The organism is Asticcacaulis sp. (genome assembly GCF_035497195.1).
GTDB lineage: Bacteria > Pseudomonadota > Alphaproteobacteria > Caulobacterales > Caulobacteraceae > Asticcacaulis.
The window spans coordinates 31,660-50,555 of sequence record NZ_DATJDZ010000011.1 but is presented as its reverse complement, the minus strand read 5'-3'; the positions used below and the strand labels follow the sequence as shown (position 1 = coordinate 50,555).

Sequence of the window (18,896 nt, the reverse complement as noted above, 5' to 3'; positions counted from 1 at the left end):
GTTCTGCGAAGCTAGACGGTAATCCGCCGCATGGGAAGGCCCCGCGAACATGACAAAGGCCGTCATGTGGCCTCTCCTCCACACCTGACAGTCTTTGTTAATTGTGCCGCCCCGCCATTGCCGCCATCGTATGCGGCATAATCCAAGGGGAACGCGTCATGATCCATTCCAGCAAACCCACCTTCGCCGTCCTGGCCCTGAGCGCCGCCTGCCTGACAGGTGCCTTGACCCAGCCGGCCTTCGCCCTCGGTGGCGAAAAGACCGCGAAAATCCTCGCGCCGGTCGCCTTCGATCCGCAGGCCGATCATGCCGGTGAGGGCGGCAGCCTGTTCTGGGTCAACCAGCCCGACGGCGCAAAGGGGGTGAAAAAGGTCATCATGCCCTTCTTCCAGGTGCAGTTCGTCACGGCGTCCCAGGTTGGCGCGACGGGCGCCGGCGGGGCGCACGCGAAAATGGCCATGCGCCTGAAGGGGCCGACGCCGGCCCAGATGCAGGCCATTACCGATGAGGTCTATCAGAGCTTTGTCACCGATCTCAAGACGGCCGGCCTTGAAGTGGTCAGCCCGGAAGAAGCGAAAACCTACAGCGCCTACAGCGAGATCATGGCTGCCGCCAAACCCTCCGGCGAGATCGTCAAGGGCATGAATTCGGTCACCTCCGCCTTCTACGCCCCCACCGGCATGAACTTTTACTACCTGCCGACCATGCTGCCGGACCTGGCCGGCGGCGGTTCGATGACGGCGATCGGCAACGCCTCGATCGTTCGCAAGGAAGCGGACCTGATGAGCCAGTCGGGCGCGGCCGTGATCGGCTTTCGCGCCGTCGTTGATTTCGCCACCCTTTCGGCCAGCGATCGCCGGGGCCTGCGCGCCTTCGCCCGCAACGCCAAAACCAAGGGCGAGGCCGGCCTGCTCATTCGCCCCGTCGCCACGCAGGTGTTTCTGATCACGCCGAACGCCAAGGCGACCATGATCGATCCGCAAAGCCGTATGCGCCTCGAACTCCAGTCGCCGCTGATGATCGACAGCGAAGCCATCACCGACATGGCGGATAACCAGACATCCGGCCAGAAAACCGGCCAAGCCATCGGTAACGCCATCAGCCTTCTCGGCGGGGTCGGCATGAGCAAGACTAAATCCTACGATATCGTGGTCGATCCCGACGTCTGGCAGGCCGATGTCACCGGCGCGCTGAAAGGCGTGTCCGCTGCGGCTGTCGCCCGGATCAAGGCCGGGCTTTAAGCCGCTTGGCCCTTTCCTTGCGGCGGGTATAATGTCAGACTTGGGCGCAAAGGGAGCGTAGAGGCGATGAGTCATGTGTCGGTTTTGCTGGTCGAGGACGAACGCGACACCGCGTCGATCATCATGGACGTCCTGATCGGCGACGGCCAGACCGTAAGCTGGTGCGAAACCGGCCTCAGCGGTCTCAGCCAGGCCGGGGCCGGTATTTATGACGTCATCATCCTCGACCGCATGCTGCCCGATCTCAGCGGCATGGATATTATCAGCCGCCTGCGCAGCGCCGGTATCGAAACCCCGGTGCTGATGCTTTCGGCCCTGTCACGCAGCGAGGACCGGATCGAAGGCCTGGAACACGGCGCCGACGACTATCTCGGAAAACCGTTCGAGCCAGGCGAACTGATCGCCCGCATCCGCGCCCTGCATCGCCGCGCCGCCCATAAGGTCCATAGCGCGGTGATGCTGTATGGCGATCTCGAACTGCACGTAAAGGCCCGCACGGTCCACCGCCAGGGCCGACACCTCGCCCTCAGTCCGAAGGAGTTCGAGATTCTCAAATTCCTCATGGAAAACTCCGGCGAGGTGGTGACGCGCAACATGCTGCTGCAACGGGTGTGGAACCTCAGCTTCGACCCGCAGACCAATGTGATCGACGTCAATATGGGCCGCCTGCGCCGCCAGCTTGAGGACGGGTTCGAGACTCCCGTACTGGAGACGGTGCGCGGCGCCGGCTACCGCCTCAATGCCGCCATGCGCCGCCCCGATGGCCAGGAACCGGCGTGATCCCGCTTCTGCGCTCCATCGGATTCGCCGTGATGTTCAGGGTAGCCGGCGCCACCCTCGCCATCTGCGCCGTCATGTTCGCGCTTGTCTACGCGCTGCTCGCCACCCAGAGCCGTGCCAGTCTTGTCACCACAATCGATACCGACATGGCCGGGCTGGTCGATATCTACGCCGCCGAGGGCCAGGGTGGACTCATCAGGCGGCTGGATGACCGCCTGAGCCTGATGCCGCGGGCCGCCGAGATGCCCTACTATCTGCTGGCTGGTCCGGACGGCCGTGCCTTAAGCGGCAATATCGCCCGCCTGCCCGCGCTCGATGCCGGCCATTCCGGCGTGGGCACCCTTACCCTGCCGTCAGGCGAGCACATACTGGCGCGCGCCACCCGGCTGAAAAACGGACTGACCCTGGTGACGGGCCGCTCAGTGGCCACCCGCGACGCCGCGCTGAACACGGTGGCCCTGACCTTCACCCTCGCCCTGTGCCTGATTGCCGTATCCGCCTTCTGGGTCGGGCTGATGGCCGCCGGCGGACTGAAGCGGCGCGTCATGGCGATCAATACGGTCTTCGGCAATGTGCAGAATGGCCAGTTGTCGGCGCGGATTCCGGTCAGCGATCCGGGCAACGAACTGGATCACCTGGCCGGCAACGTCAACACCATGCTTGAGCGGCTCGAAGCCTTGATCACGGCCCAGCGCGACGTCACCGAAAACATCGCCCACGAGACGCGCACCCCCCTCATGCGGCTCGACGCCAGCCTGATGACGGCGCAGCAGAATGCCGAAGACCCCGGCATGGCCGACGAGCTGGAAAAAAGCCGCAGCCATATCAAGGGCATTCTGCGCCTGTTTGATGCCCTGCTCGATATCGCCTCGGCCAAGGCCCGGCGCGGCGACGCCGCCAGCCTGCACTCTATCAACCTGTCTGTCGCCGCCCGCAGCCTGATGGACCTCTATCAGGCCAGCGCCGAAGAGGCCGGCATCACCCTGGAAAGCCGGATCGCCGATAATGTGTGCCAACATGGCGACGTCATGCAGATGTCGCGGCTCATGGTCAACCTGCTCGACAACGCCTTCAAATACGGCGGTGACGGCGGCTTTGTCCGCTTCACACTGGCCCCCGGCCCGGTCATCACGGTGGAAGATCACGGCGACGGTATTCCGGAAGACGAACGCGACCTGGTATTCCAGCGCTTCCATCGCAGCGCCAGCGGCCAACCCGGCCACGGCCTGGGGCTGGCCCTTGTCAGCGCCATCGCGGCAAGGCATGATCTCACCGTTCGGATTGAAGACACCCAGCCGGACGCCCCCCGGAAAGGGGCGCGGTTCATTGTGTCGGCAAAAGAGGTATGAGACGCGTGAAAGTTCATCTGCGGACGGTTTTAGTCTTATCGCTGATGGGCCTGCCCATGGCTTTGGCAGCACAGGCGTCGCCGCGTCCCGCCGATCTGGTGGCCGAGGCCCTGAGCGCGGGATTACAGGCGGAGGCCGATCACGACGGCCCCGCCCTGCTGCGGGCCGCCGAACGCCTCGACAGCCTGGGCGCGCATCCTGAAGCCGGTGAAGATATCGCCGCCTATTGGCGTAAGGCGGCCGTCGGCCTTGGCGCTGATATCCGCACAACCGTATCGCGCGGGCGGACGCTGGGACCAGCCTACAGCGCCCGCGATGTCGCGGCGATGGGGCGCTTCGCCACGCACCAGAGCTTCAACGCCGGTGAGAAGGCCAATATCGCCGTGGTCTCGCCGGGTGGCGAAAACCTGCAACTGTCCGTCCTCGACGACGACGGCGCGCCGGCGTGCCGCCAGTCGCGTGTATCGAAAAGGATAAGCTGTACATGGGTGCCGCTGTGGACCGGCCTGTTCCGTATCGAGGTTGAGAACGCCGCTGACCGGCCCACGCGATTTTATCTGATCACTAATTAGAGCCTATTCCTTCGCCAGAAGCTGTTTCAGGCCTTCTGTCGTCCGGCTGGTGCTCTCCGTCAGCATCTGCATGCAGACATTGGCCCCTTCCGAGGCCATGGCGGTTTCCGGCAGATTGGTGATGCTGCGCCAGCACTCGGCCTTGCCGTCGCATATGACGGCGGCGCCCGAAACGGCGCCGGCGTCATACTCGGTCAGTTCGGCAGCGCTGGCCCCGGATTTCTCCAGCAGCAGATGATTGACGGACTGAATGGCCGAATAGACGCTCGGTTCCGTCACCTCCTTGCAGATTTCGTTGAGAACCGTATTCATGGCGAGCATTTCGCCAAGCTTTTCGATTGTCATGGTTTCCGATGCTGAGGTTTCTGGCGCTGCCGTTTCTGGCGCTTGCGCCGCGCCGCTTCCGGCGGCGAATGCCAATCCGGCAGCCAGTCCGGAAGCCAGAATAAAGCCTGCGAGTTTCATTTATATTCCCCGCTTTGGGATGATGCCGCGTCTCTCGGACGAAGACCTATTTGCCAAGAAAGGTGACGCCCTGGACGACCACCGCCTTGAAACGTTCGGCCGAATTCTGAATGGCGACGGTGTTGGCGCCTTTTTCGACATCGACATCATATTCCAGGTGAATGGTCGTCGCATCGCTGGCATAGGCGCGGGCGAAACGGCGCGTCTTGTTCCATTCGTCCACCTTGCTGATGTCGCCATCGAACGCAACGTGGTACTGGATCGCATTGCAGCGGTCCGATTTGCAACCGAAGAAATAGACCTGATAATTGATGTCGGTGTCGCCGACGGCGAAGGACGCCATAACCTTCGGATCACCGGTCGAATCCTTGCCGACCGATACCTTGTGACCGATGCTTTTCAGGTCATTGGCGATCTCATCGCCGGTGACGCCGCCGTTATTGTAATCCTTTGCGAGCAAAGGCGTGGCGAAGGTCAGGCCGATAGCGGCGGCCAGCAGCAGCGATGTCTTGATAGTGGTTTTCATAAAGGTGCCTCCCGTTGAACAGGGGCACAGGATGGCGCACGTTCGCCGCCCCCGCCACTTACAAGCGTTGTTAGGATTCCTGATCCGCGAACATGACAGGATTTGTCATTGAGATGCCGGGAAGGCCTTTACCAGTTTGTCGTATGCGTCGCGGGTGATTTCGATCATCGAACCGTGACGGGCGCGCGGAGTCATCTCGAAACGGTTCCATTCCGGCACGCCGGAATTGCCGGAAACCTGATACCACGGCCCCTCAAGGCGTGGCCCCATCGACATGCCGTAACTGGTGCCGGCATATTGCTCGTAATAGAGATACCAGTCGGCGCCATTTGACGAGCGGATGATGGTGGGCGCCTCACGGAAGTTCGGGCTGAGCGAAGGACCAGGTTCCGGGTAAGGGCCGGTGATCGAAGGCGCGCAGGTGATGCGCACGGTCTTGCCGGTCGTCCAGTTATAGGACGGATAGCGCTCGTCTTTCAGGATGGCGCAATAGCCGCCTTCGGGATTCGGCTGGATGACCGTATCGATGGTCGCCATTTCCCATTTGAACAGGCGCTTCGGCGGCGCGGCGAAGGTCTTGAGATCGGGCGACATAACATAGAGTGTGCGCTGGCTGGCCCAGTAGGTTTCCGGCTCTTCGGGGGTGCCGGGGACATTGGGCGTATGCCAGGTCAGGATGAAATTGCCGGAGGGCTTGTCGAAGAACAGCTTGGGCGCGCCGATGCGCTGGAGCGGATGATCAACCGCCTTGGAGAGGTCAGGCGTATATTCGCCATAGGGCTGCCAGTGGATCAGGTCATCGGAGACCCAGAAGCGGATGGCGGGATCGTCGTCGCTCTTGTTGCCGACCAGATAGAAGCGGTTGTCCGGCCCCTGGGCGATGGAGGCGTGGCCGTGATAGGCCGGATAGACCGGTTTGCCGGAATTGAGAAAGGTCCAGTGCAGGCCATCGAGGCTGACCGAATAGTAGAGAACGCCATAATCGCCGGTCATCATGTGGGCGAAGAGATAGGCCTTGGTCGAATCGGCCGGTGCGCCGGGTTTTGGGTAGGCGGAGGTCTGCGACCAGACCGGCGTGGTGACGCACAGGGCGGCAAGCGCCAGGCCAATGGCTTTTAAGGTTTTGGACATCGGATTTCCTCATGAATTTTATTATATCTGATTTATATTATAATTGAATCACCTTGTAAATGGCCATAAAAGAAACGCCCGCCAGTTACCCGGCGGACGTTCTTAAAACTATGAGCTTGCAATCTACGCTGTCGCGATTCCGGTTCTAGGGGCTTGCCCCTAATGCCCCGGAGGCGGGCCGACGAGGATATCGCGCTTGCCGACATGGTTGGCGGGGCCGACCACGCCCTCCATTTCCATCTTTTCCATCAGCGAGGCAGCGCGGTTATAACCGATCTGCAACTTGCGCTGGATGTAGGAGGTCGAGGCCTTGCGGTCGAAGGTGACGAAGTAGACGGCCTTGTCGTAAAGGTCGTCGCCGGAGCCGCCGCCTTCGCCCGCACCGCCTTCTGAGCCGCCCTCTTCGTCGCCGCCATAGGTGACGTCTTCGAGATAGTTCGGCGTGCCCTGGTCGCGCAGATATTGCGCCACGGCTTCGACTTCCTCGTCGGATACAAACGGACCGTGCAGGCGGGTGATGCGGCCGCCGCCAGCCATATAGAGCATGTCGCCCTGGCCGAGGAGTTGTTCGGCGCCTTGCTCACCCAGGATGGTGCGGGAGTCGATTTTCGATGTGACCTGGAAGGAAATCCGGGTCGGGAAGTTGGCCTTGATGGTGCCGGTGATAACGTCGACCGACGGGCGCTGCGTGGCCATGATCAGATGGATGCCGGCGGCGCGGGCCATCTGGGCCAGGCGTTGCACGGCGCCTTCGATATCCTTGCCGGCCACCATCATCAGGTCGGCTACTTCGTCGATGATGACGACGATATAGGGCATGGGTTCGGGCACCATTTCGTCGAATTCGTAGATTGGCTGGCCGGTCTCGTCGAAGCCGGTCTGCACCTTGCGGACGAAATTCTTGCCCTCGGCGGCGGTGGCGCGGGCGCGTTCGTTGAAGCTGGCGACATTGCGCACGCCGATCTTCGACATGCGGCGATAGCGGTCTTCCATCTCCTTGACCGTCCATTTGAGCGCCACGACGGCCTTTTTCGGATCGGTGACGACGGGGGCCAGCAGGTGCGGAATACCGTCATAGACCGACAGCTCCAGCATCTTCGGGTCGATCATGATGAACTTGCACTGATCCGGGTCCAGCCGATAGAGGATCGACAGGATCATGGCGTTCACGCCGACCGATTTACCCGAACCGGTGGTGCCGGCGATGAGCAGGTGGGGCATCTTGGCAAGATCGGTGATGTAGGGTTCGCCACCGATCGATTCCCCCAGCGCCATCGGCAGGGTATGGCCGGCGCGTTCGAATTCGCTGGAGGCCAGCAGGTCGCGCAGATAAACGGTTTCGCGTTTCTGATTTGGCAGTTCGATACCGATGGCGTTGCGGCCCTGCACGATGGAAACGCGGCAGGAACGGGCCGACATATTACGCGCGATATCGTCGGCCAGGGCAACGACACGGGCGCCCTTGACGCCAGCGGCCGGAGCCAGTTCGTAGAGGGTAACAACGGGGCCGGGGCGAATTTGATCGATCACCCCCTTGACGCCGAACTCGGCCAGCACGCTTTCCAGCATCCGGGCGTTTTGGCGCAAGCTATCTTCGTCAAAGGTATGGTTGCGCGGCTTGGGCTTGGCCAGGATCGACAGTTCCGGCAGGCGGAAATTGCCGGGACGCAGGAAATCGAACACCGGCTGCTTTTCAGCCTCGGCGCGTGACGAAGGCTTGATGGGTTTCACGTCCATGACCGGCGTTTCAATTAAGCCGGCGAAATCGGGGTCTTCGTAGGGCGCCATTTCGTCTTCGAACGGCGGCAGGGCGCCGGTCTTGGCCGTATTCGGCGAAATGCGCGGCGCGAAGTCGGGCGCGGGCGCCTCGTCAAACGTCTCTTCATCGACAGAAACCTTGACCTTCGGCGCGCGTTTCACTTTGGTGACGACGGCATCGCTGACGCCGGTCGTCACGCGACCAACACCGACAGCGGCCACGGCCTTGCGGGTCAGGGCGCCAAGCAGGCTGGACAGATGGAGGTAATGGCCCATGTTCAGGCTCAGCGCCTTGTTGAAACCCAGCAGGGCCAGGCCGGCATAGATTACGCTAGCGATGATGTCGGAGACTGGCAGGTGCATGAAATCGAACAGGGATTTCAGCAGGTTATGGATACCTGATCCCCAGAAACCACCGATGCTCTGCCTGAGCACCGGATCATCCGACGTCATAATCGGGGCGATGGCGGCGCTTAGGCACAGCACGAACAGGGTCGCCCACAAGGCATGGATACGCAGTTTCAGGCGCGTCTGGTCGGGATCGGGATGGAAGGTGCGCAGCAGGCCGAAATAGATCATCAGGGCGGCGGCGGGCCAGGCCGCCAGACCGATCGACTGGCTGCCAATATCGGCGATCATCGCGCCGAAGGAACCAAGCGCATTATGGATTTCACCATGACCAGCGGTATTCAGGCTGGCGTCTTCAGCGTGATAGGTGGCCAGCGCGACAAAGCCGGCGAAGCCCGCCAGAGCCGTGAAGGCGCCACGCAAACGGGCCATCAAAGGCGATTGCCACATGGCCCGCATGTGGGTGTCGAAGGCGTTCCAAACGGTCATGGTCAGGCTGGACATGGATACTCGTATCGCGGCTTTTTAACGGACGTCTCAGCCTGACCAGATGCCATGAAAAGGGTTAATAGCGGTTTACGATGTTTGCTTTCGACATGGAAAAAGTCAGAACCCCCGCCATCTCTTCGCTTCGCTCGCGGTCCCCCTCCCAGACAAGCGGGGAGGCCGTCTTCTTAGACGGATGAGATGTGGCGTTGGGGCTTCTTACTTTCTTACCCCGGCGCGTCATTGCAACGCATTGCGCTTTTGGCCGGTAAAGCTATGATGCCGTCATGAAAACCTATGATGTCGTAATCGTCGGCGCCGGCATGGCCGGAATGACCCTGGCCCTGGCCCTTAAAGCGGGAGGACTGGAGGTCGCTCTGGTCGAGCGGCAGCCGTTCGGTGATATGCTTGATGTCTCGTTCGATGGCCGGGCCTCCGCCATAGCCTATGCCTGTTTCCGCCAATGGAAGGCGCTTGGCGTCGGCGATGTGCTAGAACCCCTCTCCTGCCGCATGGACGAGATTTTCGTCACCGACGGCCACCTGCCGGGCGCTTCCGCGCCGGCGCCGCTGCCTTTTTTCCTGCATTTCGCGGCCGATGAAATTTCCGATCGCACCGGCGACGAACCGCTGGGCTACATGGTCGAGAACCGTCAGGTGCGCAAGGCGCTTTACGAAGAAATCGTCAGGCAGGGCATCCGCCTGATCAGCCCCGCCGCGGTGATCGATAACCGGGAAGGCGGCAGCTTCGCCGAGGTCGATCTCGATACGGGTGAAACCCTGCGCGCGCCGCTGGTCGTCTCCGCCGAAGGCCGCCGGTCGTCCCTGCGCGAAAAGGCCGGGATCAAGCACATTAACTGGGATTACGACCAGAGCGCGGTCGTCTGCACGGTGCAGATGGAGCGCCCGCATAACCACGTCGCCTATGAGCACTTCCTGCCGACTGGCCCGTTCGCCATCCTGCCGCTGAATGACAACAAGGCCTGCATTGTCTGGTCGGAAACCCACGCCAAAGCCAAGGCGCTGATGCAGGTCGATGACCAGCTGTTTTATGATCACCTGATCGGGCGTTTCGGCGAATTCCTTGGAAACCTGACTGTGGTGGGTGAGAAATTCATCTATCCGTTAGGCCTGGGGTTGGCCGAGGAGATGCACAAGGGCCGGTTGGCCCTGTTGGGCGATTCTGCCCACGGCATCCACCCGATCGCCGGACAGGGGCTGAATCTCGGCCTGAAAGATGTGGCGGCCCTGGCCGAAGTGCTGATCGAGGCGGCGCGCCTCGGCGAGGATATCGGCACGGATCTGGTGCTGGAGCGTTATGCCAAGTGGCGGCGCTTCGATAATGTCTCGACCTCCGTGGTCATGGACGGGTTTGTGCGGCTGTTCTCTAACGGAAACCCCTTGCTGCGCGCGGTCCGCGGCGTCGGCATCGGCCTGTTCAACAAGGTGCCGGCCCTGCGCCAGTTCGTTATGGAAGACGCTGGCGCGGCGACGGGCGACCTGCCGAAGCTGCTGAAGGGCGAGCTTGTATGAGGCTGCTTTGGCTGATCTTGCTGCTGGCTGGATTGACCACGTCTGCCCATGCGAAAGCGGCTGACTGGATCACATCTCCGGCATCGTCCGCCGCGCCTGTTGTGCTGCATTTCCGTAAGGCTCTCACGTTTGATAAAACGCCGGCACATCTGTGGGTCGATGTCAGCGCCGATAATCGCTTCCTGCTCTATGTCAACGGCCGGCGAGCCGCTTCCGGTCCGGCAACCAGCGACCTGGCGCACTGGCGTTATGCCCGCATCGACATCGCACCATTTCTGAAACCGGGCCAGAATACTCTCAGCGCTACTGTGTGGGATTTCGTTATTCCAAACCAGGATGATCTGAGCAAACAGACCGGGCCACTTTCGCAGCAATCGGCGGGCGCCGGCTTTTATCTCAAGACCGAGGATGACGCCTTTGCCGGACTGAACAGTGGCCCGGATTGGCAGGTCGCTCTTGATAAGCGACGTTACGCCGATCCCAGCATGGCCCGGATTAATACGCCAAACTGGGTGGGCTATTATGTCGCCGGCGCACCCGAAACCATCGATGCCCGCCAAGCCGTAAGCGGATGGGAGTCGGTGGTAGTATCGCAGCCCAGGGCGTTAACGTCCGATCCCTTGCCGCAAATGACCTATGCCCTGACCGATAACGGCCATCTGGTGCGTGGAGAAGGCCATTTTCCCGATGCGCCGCAGATCATTCCGGCTCATAGCCATGTCACCCTGCTGATCCGGCGCGAGAACATGTTGGCCGCCTATCCGCAGCTTCGCGTTTCCGGCGGTAAGGATGCGGTTATTAAGGCGACCTATGCCGAGGCGTTGTATGACAAGGCCGGCCGGAAAGGTATCCGGGACGAGGTCGGCGACCGCGTCATTCGCGGCCTGACCGACACCTTTATCGCCGGAGGTGAACCCACCACGTTCGAGTCGCTGCACTGGCGCGTCTGGCGCTTCCTGCAACTGGATATCGAAACGCAGAACCAGCCCCTGACCCTAGAAGGCTTCAAGACCTTTGAGACCGGCTATCCATTTGAAACCGTCGGCCGGTTCAAATCCAGCGATCCGGTGCTTAATGACATCTGGACTATCGGCTGGCGTACGGCACGGCTGGATGCCCACGAAACCTACATGGACTCGGCCTATTGGGAGCAGTTGCAGTATGTCGGCGACACCCGCATCCAGATGCTGATCTCCTATGCCGTTTCAGGCGACAAGCGACTGGCGGATAACGCCATCGACGCCTTTGGCTGGTCGAATACCGAGGGCGGCCTGACCGAAGGGGCCTATCCCAGCCGCGGTCATAATCCGATTGCGCCTTTCTCGCTGTTGTGGCTCGGCATGATGCACGATTACTGGATGAACCAGCCGGATACGACGATCATTTCGCGCAACCTGCCGCGCGCCCGCGAAGTGCTGGCCTGGTTCCGGCCTTATCTCCACGCCGATGGCCTGCTCGGCAAAAATCCGACCTGGAACTTTGTTGATTGGGTGGGCAAGGACCGCGACGCCTTTCCGAGCTTCGATGACAATGAAGAATCCTGCCTGACCTCGCTGATCTATCTCGGCGCCCTGCAACAGGCCGCTGATCTGGAACACGCTCTTGGTAATGTGAGGCTGGGCGATGAAGACGCAGCCCTGGCCGAAACAATCAAGGCGGGCCTTCAGGCCAGATGCTGGGATGCGCAACGCCAGCTCTATGCCGACGATCCGTCGAAGACGCTGTTTTCGCAGCATACCAATGCTTTGGCTGTGCTTTACGATGTGGCACCGGCGGATCAGCAGATCGATATCCTGACACGAATCACAGGACGCGGTATCGAACCAGCCGGCGATCTCATCCCCGTCAGCTATTATTTCTCATGGTATCTGGTGCGGGCTTATGAACATGCCGGTCTGAGCGACCGTTACCTTGATCTGCTGCAGACCTGGCGCGACCTGCTGCCGCTGCGTTTCTCGACCTGGCCGGAAGCGAAGCTGGAAGACCGCTCGGACAGCCACGCCTGGAGCGCGCATCCCACCGCCGACCTGCTCGCCATTGTCGCCGGCGTGCAATCGGCGGCGCCTGGTTATGCAGGGGTGCGGATAGCGCCGCATCTCGGCGATCTGAAAGATTTGTCCGCTACGGTGGAGACGCCATACGGGCCAGTACGTGTGAACTATATCCAAACGAAGTCCGGCCTGACGACCGAGATCGATATGCCGTCGGGTCTGCCCGGCGAATTTGTTTGGAAAGGCAAGACCTGGTCGCTGAAAGCTGGCAAGAACCGTCTCAAGCTTTGACCGGATCGAACTTGCGCGCCTGATCGACCAGCATGATCGGTACGCCGGAGCGGATCGGATAGGCCAGGCCGGCGGTCGGGCTGATCAGTTCCTGAGCTAGCTTATCATAGGTCAGGGGGCGGCGCGTCACCGGGCAGACCAGAGCTTCCAGCAGGCGCGGATCGACTTCCAGCTCGGCCTTCAGAGGCTCGTTTTTGGCGTAGGTTTCGATATCGGTCATGGGGTTTCCTAGCTGAAAAGCAAAGACGACAGGCGGCGACGGCCGGCCTTGGTCAGTTCGGAGGCTGAACCGAGCGCGGTGAAAATCTTGAAAAGATAGGTGCGGGCGGCTTGGCCATTCCATTCCGGATCGTATTTGACGATTTCGAGCAGCGACTGGATGGCCTCGGCCATTTCACCCTGACCGGCCAGGGCGCGGCCGAGATCATACCAGGCGTCGAAATCACGGTCATTCTGCGCAATTTTCGCACGCAGACCGGCGATATCGGTCGGCGCGCCTTCGGCCAGTTCCAGCGCGGCGCGCAAGGAGAGGATTTCCGGGTCGGTACTGTCGGCATAAGCCTGATCGAGCACCGCCTTGGCGTGATCCGGCTGTTGCAGTTTCAAATAAATTCGCGCCATGCCGGCGATGGCCTTGGGGTTTTCCGGGTCTTGCTCCAGGATGAAGGCATAGGCTTCCATGGCGCTCGGCATATCGCCGTCAGCCACCGATTGCGCCGCCAGGGCTAGGGTTTCCTCGATCGTCGGGCCGGCCTGGCCGACGCCAAGCTTGTCGATAAAGGCGCGCACTTCGGTTTCCGACTTGGCGCCCATGAAGCCATCGACCGGCTTGCCGCCAAAAAAGGCATAGACGGTGGGAATTGACTGCACGCGCATCTGCGCGGCGATGGCCTGGTTCTGGTCGACATCGATCTTGACCAGCTTCACCTTGCCCTTTTGCTCACCGATGACCTTTTCCAGCGCCGGCGTCAATTGCCGACAAGGCCCGCACCAGGTTGCCCAGAAATCGACGATGACCGGCTGGGTCATGGACGCTTCGATGACGTCGGCCATGAAGGTGTTTTCGGAACCGTCGATGATATTGGGGTCGTTGCTGGCCATGTGATACCTCTTACGTGTGGCTTAACTCAAGTGGGCGTGCGCTTCAATGGAATCAAGTGAGTAGGCTAAAATCGACGATTATCAGTTCTCGTCCGAGAGAGGCGATAAACGCCCGGAAATCCGCCTGACTAAGCGAGGTCGTCGCTGTATTAGTCAACGGATGGAAATTGACGATCTCCGCATCGGCCAGCGTCTTATCGAGGATAAATCGCACCTTGTGTTCAGGATCATTGATCAGGCCGAGCGCCGTTACCGATCCCGGCCGCACACCCAAGGCGTTATAAAGCCGCTCTTCTGATCCGAAACTCAAACGCCCCGAACCGATCACCCTGGGCAGGGTTTTCAGATTGATCTGCGTCGATTGCTCGGCCGAGATCAGCCAGAGCTGCCCCTTGTCGTCCTTGAGGAACAGGTTCTTGGTGTGCGCGCCTGCCAGAGCTGCCTTTATGTCATCGCCTTCGCCGACACGAAAGACGGCTTCATGAGTGAGGGTGCTTGTTTTCAGGCCCAAATCATTTAAGGCTTCGAGCAGTTTTTCAGGCGTGTAAGGGGGATCGGTCATGAGACTGCCTTTACCGCAATCCTTTTGACGATGGAACTGCCCCGATGGAACTTGAGTGCTTTGTCATGACCACCTATCCGCCGGAAATCGTGCCGGGACGGCCGGAGCGCGACTGGATGGACAGTTTTCAAGCGCGCTTTCCCTATCGCTGCCTGCCGATGACCATGGCCAACACCACCGGCTGGGAAATCCTTTGCCCGACCGATATCACCATCATCTGGAACGGCGGCATCGGCAAAAACGACCTGATCATCTCCTGCGACGCCGACCCGGATTATAATCTCGAACATGTGGTGTCATCGCACTTCACCCACGGCGTCCTGACCTTCCACACCGGCTATATGTTCCGCACCCCGCCGGGCTACGCCGTGTTGGCGTCCGGCGCGCCTAATCAGGTCAAGGACGGCATCGCCCCGCTCACCGGCCTGGTCGAAACCGACTGGCTGCCCTTCCCCTTCACCATGAACTGGCTGATGACGCGTCCCGGCATGGTCACCTTCAAAAAAGGCGAACCGTTCTGTTTTATTCAGGTTGTCCAGCACAAGGGTCAGGACAACATCCAGCCGGTTATCAAGTCACTGGAGAGCGATCCCGACTTCAAGAAGCAGTTCGACGCGTGGGCGCGCACGCGGCAGGAATTCAATGACAGCCTCGTCCGCCGCGATCCCGATGCGGTCAAGGAAGCCTGGCAGAAGTTCTACTTCAAGGGCGAGAAGCCGGACCCAACCGGCGTGGTGGTGGAGAAGGTCGATGACCATACCAACCGCCGCCGCCTCAAAATGCCGAAGGTCATCCGGCCGAAAAAATCCCGTTAATAGTAAAAAGCGCTCCTGACCGTGGTCAGGAGCGCTTTTTTGGCTGGGTTACTTCGCCACCGGGCGAATAATACCGGGTTCCAGATTGGCCTTCACGGCGCGGGCGTCATAGGCGTGCGGGTCGTTGTCGGGCTTGGCGCCCTTGTGCATCAGGATTTCGGCGGTCGCCTCATAGCGTGAATAGACGACCGTATCCGTGCCCCAGTCAGCGCCGAAGGCCCCCCAGCGGCTCCAGCGATTGCGGCCGTAGAAGCGCCACGAGAAGCTGTTCATGTAGGGGTCTTCAAAAGTGGTGGCGCGCTTCTTTTCGTCGGTATTGCGGCTGATAACCTCAAACCAGTCATAACCCGAATTGATCGTGACTTCGGACGCGCGATAGAGCAGGTAATTTTCCACCGTTTCCCGCTTGGTCATGTCGTTGCCGGCGAAGCTCAGGCGGTAACGATTTTCCTCTATGCGCGTTTCGGAATAACCGCGCTGGTTGGCCGGTGAAGCGGTCGCGGCGACGGGCTGGTAAGGGGTGGGCGTGGCGCAGGCCGACAGAACGGTCAGGCTGGCGGCGGCCAATACGGCGAGACTTAGGCGGTTCATGATGTAACTCCCCACAGATGCAAAACTTTTGCATATATTAACCGTCGAGAGTGGGCCGTCAATGTGGCAATATTGGGCCGTCCGTAATGCGGGCATAAAGGCGCTTTACAGCCGCAGCAGTTCCATAGCCGCGTGCCAGATGATAATGGCGGCTATCCCCATCAAAATCAGACAGACGCCGAGGTCGAATAGCTGCTTGTTCCGTGGATCGGCCAGAACGTGCGACAGGGTGACCGCGGCCAGGCCATAGCCCGTCATGGTGATCGTATCCATGCCGATGGCCGTGGCGGCGAATGCGACCATCTGCGGCGGCACGGCGCGGTGAATGTCGACGAACGGCGGCAGGACGGCGGTGAAAAACAGAGTCACCTTCGGATTGAGCAACTGAACCATGAACCCCTCCCTGAAGGTGGCGCTGGTGGTTTTATCCGGGTCCGGCAGGGCGGTCAGGCTGGAGCTTATGTTTTCATTATTGATATCAAGCGCCGAGCGGAAGCCTTTGACCGCCATCCAGCCAAGATAAAGCCCGCCGGCCACAGCCACCATCTGAAACAAGAGGGGAAAGGCTGTCAGCAGGACTTGCAGACCGAAGGCGCAGGCGATGAACCAGATCAGCGAGGCGCAGTTTAGCCCGATCACGGCGGCGATGACGTTGCGTTTGAGGCGGCCAAGCCCCGTGCGGATCGCATAGAGATTGGCTGGCCCCGGCGTAATGGCCATGAAGAACATGGTGACGAAAAACGCCCAGTAGGTATGCGGATCAATGAGGGAAAACATGCCGTCGCATAGCATATTTGCCGTCAGACGCTACCCGGAAACGACCGGCTTTGTATGCGTATGGGCCTCGAATGTCGTGAACCGGCCATCGGCATAGCGCAACTGATCGATACGCAGGGTGGTGTCGGTGAATTCCAGCAGGTTGAAGCCCTGGGGCTGGTGGCGGATGCGGGTGGACGTACCGGTCGAGGCGCTGACAAACAGGGTCTTATGCGTCACTTCCTGCCGCGTCTCGATATAGGCATGGTGCTGGTGCCCGGCGAGCACGATATCGACGCGCTGGTCGGTAATGGTTTGGAGCAGCGCTTTTGAATTGAAGACCGTGATATCGAGCGGGAATTCTTTCGGGCTCATCAAGGGGTGATGCAGCACCAGAAGACGCCACGGCGCCGTGGCCGCCTCGAAGGTCCGGGCAATCTCGCGGCGCTGTTTTGCACTTACGGCGCCATTGGCCCAGTTCCAGTGCGGCAGGATGCGACGTGCGGTATTGATGCCCTTGATATGCACCGGTCCCGCGGCCAGTTCCGGATCGAGGTCGTCGGTCAGATGATGTTTGTAGCGTTTGAAGGGATTGACGAAGCGTGTCAGGTCCATCCCCGGCAGGTCGTGATTGCCGGGAATGACGAAGACCTCCATCGGCAGGGCATCGAAAAACGCGCGCGCCGCAGCGAATTCGGTCTCTGTCGCCGACTGGGTAATGTCACCGCTGGCGATGACCAGATGGGGCCCGGCCTCGATCAGGTGCGCCGCCAGAGCATCCACCACGACCGGATCATGCGCGCCGAAATGCAGGTCGGAAATATGGGCGATCTTCATGTAAGCCCCCTTTGCACGGCGTAGCGGGTCAGGTCGGCGCTGTGATTGAAGACGATATTCAGTCCGCCGGCAATAACTAACGTTACCACAGCTATGGCCAGCAATTTCAGCGGTTCAACGGGTTCAGCCTGCCGCCACATATAGAACAGGCCAAGCAGGGCCAGCCAGCCGGAGCCGAAGAACAGTCCACCGGCCACGTCCGACAGCCAGTGCGCCCCCAGATAGAGGCGGGAAAAAGCGATAAGCCCCACCAGTAATACGAGCGTTATAACCACCGGAATCCGTGCCAGAAAAGGCAGTTTACGCGACATGATAATGATCAGAAAGCCATAAAGCACAGCATTGGTGGTAGAGTGGCCACTGGGAAAGGAAAAGACGCTGACGCCGTCATAGTGCATGTCGCCGGGCCGGACGCGATGCAGACCGAGCTTTATGGCGGAATTGATCAGTGATCCACCGCCGATGGCCATCAGCCAGTAGGTCAGGGTATGCCAGGCGCGCTCGCGGATCAGCCATAGCGCCACCACGACGGCGATGGCGATCACCACCGGCGTGTCCCCCAGTTCCGTAATGGCGGTCATCACCTGGTCCAGCCAGGGCGTCCTCAGGCTCTGCAAGGCGGCATAAACCGCCTGATCCGGGGCGAACACCCCGCTTTCGAGAAAAACTTCCTCGATGACCTCGAAACACAGCCAGGTGGCGACGAGGAAAATAATACCAAACAACAGAAGCGCCCGCCATTCCTGACGGAACGGCGCTGGCAACCGCCCGATCTGCACATCCAGCCATTGGCGCGCCGTCATGACGACGCCTCTGGCACAGGCATCAGCAGGTGAACGAAATCGGGCTTCAGGGTGAATTCGAGCGGCGATTTCAGCTTCATCACCTCGCCGTCGATGGAGACCAGCGGCCTGTGATGCTGGCTCCAGATCCTGAAGCGCGGGCCGGTGCGTTCGATCAGGTCGGGGTCTTTCAGCCAGTGACCGAAGATCAGCCGCCATAGCAGACGGATATGGCCGGCCGGTGATTTGGTGCTGAAAATATAGGCCGCCAGTTCGCCGCCTGAGAGCGACACGCGCTTGAAATTGCTTTCGGTCAGCTTTTCCGAGTCGGCGAAGCGGTTGGCCGAGACCACCACCGCCGGCGTACGGTAGCGGGTCATCTTTCCATCGGCCTCCACCACGATGCGCTCGCGGCGATGCCGGGCCATGTTATCGGCAACGAACAGGAACATCTGCGGCAGAAGCAGAAGCTTGTTGGTCATGCGATTGGCCTCGCGGTAGACCGAGGCCTGGGGCATGGTGCCGATACTGGCGCAACACAGGAAAATTTCGCCATTGACGAAGCCGGCGTCCATGGCTTCCTCACAGGTCCCGTTGGCATACGCGTCAAGCGCCTGCGCCAGCGAGGTAAATCCGAGGTCCAGGGCCAGCAGGTTCATGGTGCCGAAGGGCAGGACGCCAAAGGCTTTTTTGCGCGTCGAAAGGTATTTGGCCGTTTCGCGGATCGTGCCGTCGCCCCCGCCGATCAGCAGGCGCTGAGGTTTTTGGCTCAGGCGTTCGAGATTGGCCTGCATGTCATCCGGCTCGGACAGGCACAGTTCGGCCACCGGGATTTCGCTGGCCGTTATGGCGGCCTCTACCGCCGGCTCACCCATGGTGAGGACCGTGCCCGATTTCCGATTTATGAGAATATTGAAGCCTTCACCCATGGCGCCAAATAAATGTTTATTCTGCAAGGATTCAATGTGGCAATCCGGCCACT

Annotated in this window: 19 protein-coding genes; 7 read left to right on the top strand and 12 right to left on the bottom strand. The window is 60.6% G+C overall.

Annotated features, from left to right (window positions below):
• Window positions 1–158 precede the first annotated feature (158 nt).
• From VL130_RS03445 to VL130_RS03430, 4 genes are all read left to right on the top strand, one after another.
• Window positions 159–1,241 (top strand): hypothetical protein, encoded by a 1,083-nt coding sequence (locus VL130_RS03445; protein WP_325361235.1) that lies wholly within the window; start codon window positions 159–161, stop codon window positions 1,239–1,241.
• A gap of 66 nt (window positions 1,242–1,307) precedes the next feature.
• Window positions 1,308–2,021 (top strand): response regulator transcription factor, encoded by a 714-nt coding sequence (locus tag VL130_RS03440; protein WP_325361233.1) that lies wholly within the window; start codon window positions 1,308–1,310, stop codon window positions 2,019–2,021.
• Window positions 2,018–3,370 (top strand): HAMP domain-containing sensor histidine kinase, encoded by a 1,353-nt coding sequence (locus VL130_RS03435; protein WP_325361231.1) that lies wholly within the window; start codon window positions 2,018–2,020, stop codon window positions 3,368–3,370. The genes VL130_RS03440 and VL130_RS03435 overlap by 4 nt, the downstream gene beginning before the upstream one ends.
• A gap of 56 nt (window positions 3,371–3,426) precedes the next feature.
• Window positions 3,427–3,942 carry a hypothetical protein gene (locus tag VL130_RS03430; RefSeq protein WP_325361229.1) on the top strand — a complete coding sequence of 172 codons (516 nt, stop codon included), beginning with the start codon at window positions 3,427–3,429 and terminating at the stop codon, window positions 3,940–3,942.
• 3 nt (window positions 3,943–3,945) lie between these two features.
• On the opposite strand, the gene VL130_RS03425 is transcribed toward VL130_RS03430, so the two are convergent.
• From VL130_RS03425 to VL130_RS03410, 4 genes are all read right to left on the bottom strand, one after another.
• Complete coding sequence (locus tag VL130_RS03425; protein ID WP_325361227.1) at window positions 3,946–4,407, bottom strand: hypothetical protein; 462 nt, start codon at window positions 4,405–4,407, stop codon at window positions 3,946–3,948.
• 46 nt (window positions 4,408–4,453) lie between these two features.
• A complete protein-coding gene (locus VL130_RS03420) occupies window positions 4,454–4,933 on the bottom strand; it encodes a YbjN domain-containing protein (protein WP_325361225.1) in 480 nt (159 codons plus the stop codon).
• A 105-nt stretch (window positions 4,934–5,038) separates the two neighbouring features.
• Window positions 5,039–6,064 (bottom strand): hypothetical protein, encoded by a 1,026-nt coding sequence (locus VL130_RS03415; protein WP_325361222.1) that lies wholly within the window; start codon window positions 6,062–6,064, stop codon window positions 5,039–5,041.
• 159 nt (window positions 6,065–6,223) lie between these two features.
• Complete coding sequence (locus tag VL130_RS03410) at window positions 6,224–8,674, bottom strand: DNA translocase FtsK (protein WP_325361217.1); 2,451 nt, start codon at window positions 8,672–8,674, stop codon at window positions 6,224–6,226.
• Window positions 8,675–8,943: 269 nt separating this feature from the next.
• Here VL130_RS03410 and VL130_RS03405 point away from each other — a divergent pair, with 269 nt between their 5' ends.
• Together VL130_RS03405 and VL130_RS03400 are read left to right on the top strand one after the other, a co-directional pair.
• On the top strand, window positions 8,944–10,188 hold the full coding sequence (locus VL130_RS03405) for a UbiH/UbiF/VisC/COQ6 family ubiquinone biosynthesis hydroxylase (RefSeq protein ID WP_325361215.1): 1,245 nt from the start codon (window positions 8,944–8,946) through the stop codon (window positions 10,186–10,188).
• Window positions 10,185–12,470 (top strand): alpha-L-rhamnosidase C-terminal domain-containing protein, encoded by a 2,286-nt coding sequence (locus tag VL130_RS03400; RefSeq protein WP_325361213.1) that lies wholly within the window; start codon window positions 10,185–10,187, stop codon window positions 12,468–12,470. The genes VL130_RS03405 and VL130_RS03400 overlap by 4 nt, the downstream gene beginning before the upstream one ends.
• On the opposite strand, the gene VL130_RS03395 is transcribed toward VL130_RS03400, so the two are convergent.
• The 3 genes from VL130_RS03395 to VL130_RS03385 are packed head-to-tail and all read right to left on the bottom strand — an operon-like array spanning window position 12,460 to window position 14,133.
• Window positions 12,460–12,690 (bottom strand): Trm112 family protein, encoded by a 231-nt coding sequence (locus VL130_RS03395; RefSeq protein ID WP_325361211.1) that lies wholly within the window; start codon window positions 12,688–12,690, stop codon window positions 12,460–12,462. The genes VL130_RS03400 and VL130_RS03395 overlap by 11 nt on opposite strands.
• A gap of 8 nt (window positions 12,691–12,698) precedes the next feature.
• On the bottom strand, window positions 12,699–13,571 hold the full coding sequence (gene trxA / locus VL130_RS03390) for a thioredoxin (protein ID WP_325361209.1): 873 nt from the start codon (window positions 13,569–13,571) through the stop codon (window positions 12,699–12,701).
• 52 nt (window positions 13,572–13,623) lie between these two features.
• Entirely contained in the window at window positions 13,624–14,133 is a 510-nt protein-coding gene (locus VL130_RS03385; RefSeq protein WP_325361207.1) for a prolyl-tRNA synthetase associated domain-containing protein, read from the bottom strand.
• Window positions 14,134–14,177: 44 nt separating this feature from the next.
• Between VL130_RS03385 and VL130_RS03380 the strand changes: the two genes are divergently transcribed.
• Window positions 14,178–14,948, top strand: a complete 771-nt coding sequence (locus VL130_RS03380; protein WP_325361205.1) for a DUF6065 family protein — start codon at window positions 14,178–14,180, stop codon at window positions 14,946–14,948.
• A gap of 48 nt (window positions 14,949–14,996) precedes the next feature.
• On the opposite strand, the gene VL130_RS03375 is transcribed toward VL130_RS03380, so the two are convergent.
• The 5 genes from VL130_RS03375 to VL130_RS03355 all read right to left on the bottom strand — a co-directional run bounded on the left by VL130_RS03375 (window position 14,997) and on the right by VL130_RS03355 (window position 18,870).
• Entirely contained in the window at window positions 14,997–15,539 is a 543-nt protein-coding gene (locus tag VL130_RS03375) for a CC0125/CC1285 family lipoprotein (protein WP_325361203.1), read from the bottom strand.
• A gap of 105 nt (window positions 15,540–15,644) precedes the next feature.
• The gene (locus VL130_RS03370; RefSeq protein ID WP_325361201.1) at window positions 15,645–16,316 is read right to left on the bottom strand and encodes a LysE family translocator; all 672 of its coding nucleotides are present in this window, start codon (window positions 16,314–16,316) and stop codon (window positions 15,645–15,647) included.
• Between the two features lie 30 nt (window positions 16,317–16,346).
• Window positions 16,347–17,132: a metallophosphoesterase gene (locus VL130_RS03365; protein ID WP_325361199.1), complete on the bottom strand. Its 786-nt coding sequence runs from the start codon at window positions 17,130–17,132 to the stop codon at window positions 16,347–16,349.
• Window positions 17,129–17,935: a phosphatase PAP2 family protein gene (locus VL130_RS03360; protein WP_325361197.1), complete on the bottom strand. Its 807-nt coding sequence runs from the start codon at window positions 17,933–17,935 to the stop codon at window positions 17,129–17,131. Before VL130_RS03360 ends, VL130_RS03365 begins: the two co-directional genes overlap by 4 nt.
• Window positions 17,932–18,870 carry a diacylglycerol/lipid kinase family protein gene (locus tag VL130_RS03355; RefSeq protein WP_325361195.1) on the bottom strand — a complete coding sequence of 313 codons (939 nt, stop codon included), beginning with the start codon at window positions 18,868–18,870 and terminating at the stop codon, window positions 17,932–17,934. The genes VL130_RS03360 and VL130_RS03355 overlap by 4 nt, the downstream gene beginning before the upstream one ends.
• Window positions 18,871–18,896 lie beyond the last annotated feature (26 nt).

Coding starts and splice junctions, on each gene's coding strand:
- VL130_RS03445 (WP_325361235.1), top strand. CDS start 159: ATGATCCATTCCAGCAAACCCACCTTCGCCGTCCTGGCCCTGAGCGCC.
- VL130_RS03440 (WP_325361233.1), top strand. CDS start 1,308: ATGAGTCATGTGTCGGTTTTGCTGGTCGAGGACGAACGCGACACCGCG.
- VL130_RS03430 (WP_325361229.1), top strand. CDS start 3,427: ATGGCTTTGGCAGCACAGGCGTCGCCGCGTCCCGCCGATCTGGTGGCC.
- VL130_RS03425 (WP_325361227.1), bottom strand. CDS start 4,407: ATGAAACTCGCAGGCTTTATTCTGGCTTCCGGACTGGCTGCCGGATTG.
- VL130_RS03420 (WP_325361225.1), bottom strand. CDS start 4,933: ATGAAAACCACTATCAAGACATCGCTGCTGCTGGCCGCCGCTATCGGC.
- VL130_RS03415 (WP_325361222.1), bottom strand. CDS start 6,064: ATGTCCAAAACCTTAAAAGCCATTGGCCTGGCGCTTGCCGCCCTGTGC.
- VL130_RS03410 (WP_325361217.1), bottom strand. CDS start 8,674: ATGTCCAGCCTGACCATGACCGTTTGGAACGCCTTCGACACCCACATG.
- VL130_RS03405 (WP_325361215.1), top strand. CDS start 8,944: ATGAAAACCTATGATGTCGTAATCGTCGGCGCCGGCATGGCCGGAATG.
- VL130_RS03400 (WP_325361213.1), top strand. CDS start 10,185: ATGAGGCTGCTTTGGCTGATCTTGCTGCTGGCTGGATTGACCACGTCT.
- VL130_RS03395 (WP_325361211.1), bottom strand. CDS start 12,690: ATGACCGATATCGAAACCTACGCCAAAAACGAGCCTCTGAAGGCCGAG.
- trxA (WP_325361209.1), bottom strand. CDS start 13,571: ATGGCCAGCAACGACCCCAATATCATCGACGGTTCCGAAAACACCTTC.
- VL130_RS03385 (WP_325361207.1), bottom strand. CDS start 14,133: ATGACCGATCCCCCTTACACGCCTGAAAAACTGCTCGAAGCCTTAAAT.
- VL130_RS03380 (WP_325361205.1), top strand. CDS start 14,178: ATGGAACTTGAGTGCTTTGTCATGACCACCTATCCGCCGGAAATCGTG.
- VL130_RS03375 (WP_325361203.1), bottom strand. CDS start 15,539: ATGAACCGCCTAAGTCTCGCCGTATTGGCCGCCGCCAGCCTGACCGTT.
- VL130_RS03370 (WP_325361201.1), bottom strand. CDS start 16,316: ATGTTTTCCCTCATTGATCCGCATACCTACTGGGCGTTTTTCGTCACC.
- VL130_RS03365 (WP_325361199.1), bottom strand. CDS start 17,132: ATGAAGATCGCCCATATTTCCGACCTGCATTTCGGCGCGCATGATCCG.
- VL130_RS03360 (WP_325361197.1), bottom strand. CDS start 17,935: ATGACGGCGCGCCAATGGCTGGATGTGCAGATCGGGCGGTTGCCAGCG.